The following is a 1,908-nucleotide window of genomic DNA, read 5'->3' as shown; positions in this document are numbered from 1 at the left end:
TCATACAAATTCGTAAAACGCTCCTGCGCTTCACGGAAGCGGTCCAGCTGATCCACTTCAATCATCGTTAAGTCCGGTGCGCCTGTTCCAGAAGAAATGGCTGTGAATAAACTATTGTGGTGATCTCCAAGTTCAGACTTACGGATTTTTATGGTAACGTTCGGATTTTCTTTCTCATATTCTTTAGCCAGGGACTCGTAATTTGTGGCTCCAAACACCCAGAAATCCAGTTCAACTTTTTCCCCGCTGTTTCCATCGCTTCCGTCACCTTCACCTGAAGCGTTCCCATCATCATTACTGCACGCAAACAAAATCAAACTTAAACCGAGAAGCAGACCAACTAGCAAACTCTTCTTAAACTTCACTGCGTTTCCCCCTTGAATTAAATAATGAATACCCGAAGAGTTCTACTCTCTTACACCAGTTATCGAAACCGGTTTCCGTTTTTCTTAAAAAAAGAGAAAACCTTATTAAAACTGTTTCGAAACCGGTTTCCGGTTGGTGTAAAAAAAAGAGCTCTTCTTTGAACTTACTTTGATTATAAGACGAAATGTATCCGTTTTCAAGGTTTTTTTACAAAAAAAGAAACCGCTTTCGATTTTGAAGCTGAGGGAAATAGGTTTTAAGAACCTATGGTGTTAATTTACTTTACTGTTTTTCATATGTTGGATTGAACACTGGGAGTCTTTGGATTAACGTATTCCACCTCCACTTATAAAAGAACAGCCTCTGTAGAGACTGTTCTTTTACTTACGAGCTATATTCTTTTATCATTTCCTGCACGTTCTCTACTTCTTTATCCGGTACTTGAAGATAATAAATGCCTTCGATTTTTGTACCGCTTCCTGTCATCTGATAGGTCGTCATGTTTTCGCGGGCACTTCGGTAATTCATCAGCATATTCTGCATGGTACTGAAGTCCATATTTGTCGTTACATTTCCTCCAAGAACATCCATAATATCACCGATTTTATTTACAGATCCCACACTTGCGCCTTTATCGATAATTCCCTGAATAACTTTGCGCTGACGTTCGTTTCGTCCGAAATCACCGTTCGGATCCTGGTATCTCATCCGGACGTATCCCATCGTCTTTTCGCCATTCATCTCGATATTGCCCTTTTCGTATTCATATCCTTTTTCATAATAACCGGTATCTGTCCAGCTCAGTTCATTGTCTACGGTTATTCCACCGACCGCATCGACCATTTCGGATAAACCTTCCATGTTCATCTTCACATAATAATCGAGCTCAAAATCCAGGAAGTTCTCCACGGTATTCACAGCCATATCGGTACCGCCAAACGCATATGCATGATTGATTTTATCCATGTTGCCTGCCTGCGGATCATCGCCGACCATTTCTGTCCTCGTATCCCGAGGGATACTAATGAGCTGGCTTCGGTTGTTCTCGGGATCGACAGACAACACCATCAGGGCATCCGAACGGCCCCGGTCACCGCTTCTCTCATCCACTCCCATAAGGAGGATATTTAACGGTTCTTTTTCTTTCATTTTCTTTGTGGTTACTTCCGTATCAATAGCTGTTACTTGTTCCTGCATTTTTTTATCAACTGTATTTTTCGCACCACTATAGATGGTATAGGCGTAGACGCCCCCGCCAATTAATAGGAATGCCAGTAAGAGGAGCGGTATTTTCCACCATTTCCCCTTTTTCATTTTTAACCTAGAAGAACGAGACATTTATTCTTCACTCCAGATTCTATCTAAATTTCACACTATTTCCATTATATCTATCAACCTATCATTCTACAAGATAATTTAAGATAATACAAAAGGTGGTATATAGGCAGCGAATATAGTTAAGTGAATGGTTCACACAACAAACCCCATTCATATAAAGGCCAGTAGACGCTCGCCTGTATATGAATGGGGTTTCGTTTATGA

Annotated in this window: 1 protein-coding gene and 1 pseudogene; both read right to left on the bottom strand. The window is 40.8% G+C overall.

The genetic code is table 11. From position 1 onward, the window contains the following. Window positions 1-365, bottom strand: a pseudogene (locus WAM07_RS14885) (carbohydrate ABC transporter substrate-binding protein); the annotation flags it as partial. Window positions 366-750: 385 nt separating this feature from the next. After that, window positions 751-1,704, bottom strand: coding sequence for an LCP family protein (locus tag WAM07_RS14880; RefSeq protein ID WP_422168090.1), 954 nt, complete (start codon window positions 1,702-1,704; stop codon window positions 751-753). Window positions 1,705-1,908: the final 204 nt, after the last annotated feature.

This window comes from Halobacillus sp., from assembly GCF_049282395.1.
Lineage (GTDB): Bacteria > Bacillota > Bacilli > Bacillales > Halobacillaceae > Halobacillus.
The sequence above is the reverse complement of the archived record's forward strand: the minus strand, read 5'-3'. Positions and strand labels throughout refer to the sequence as shown.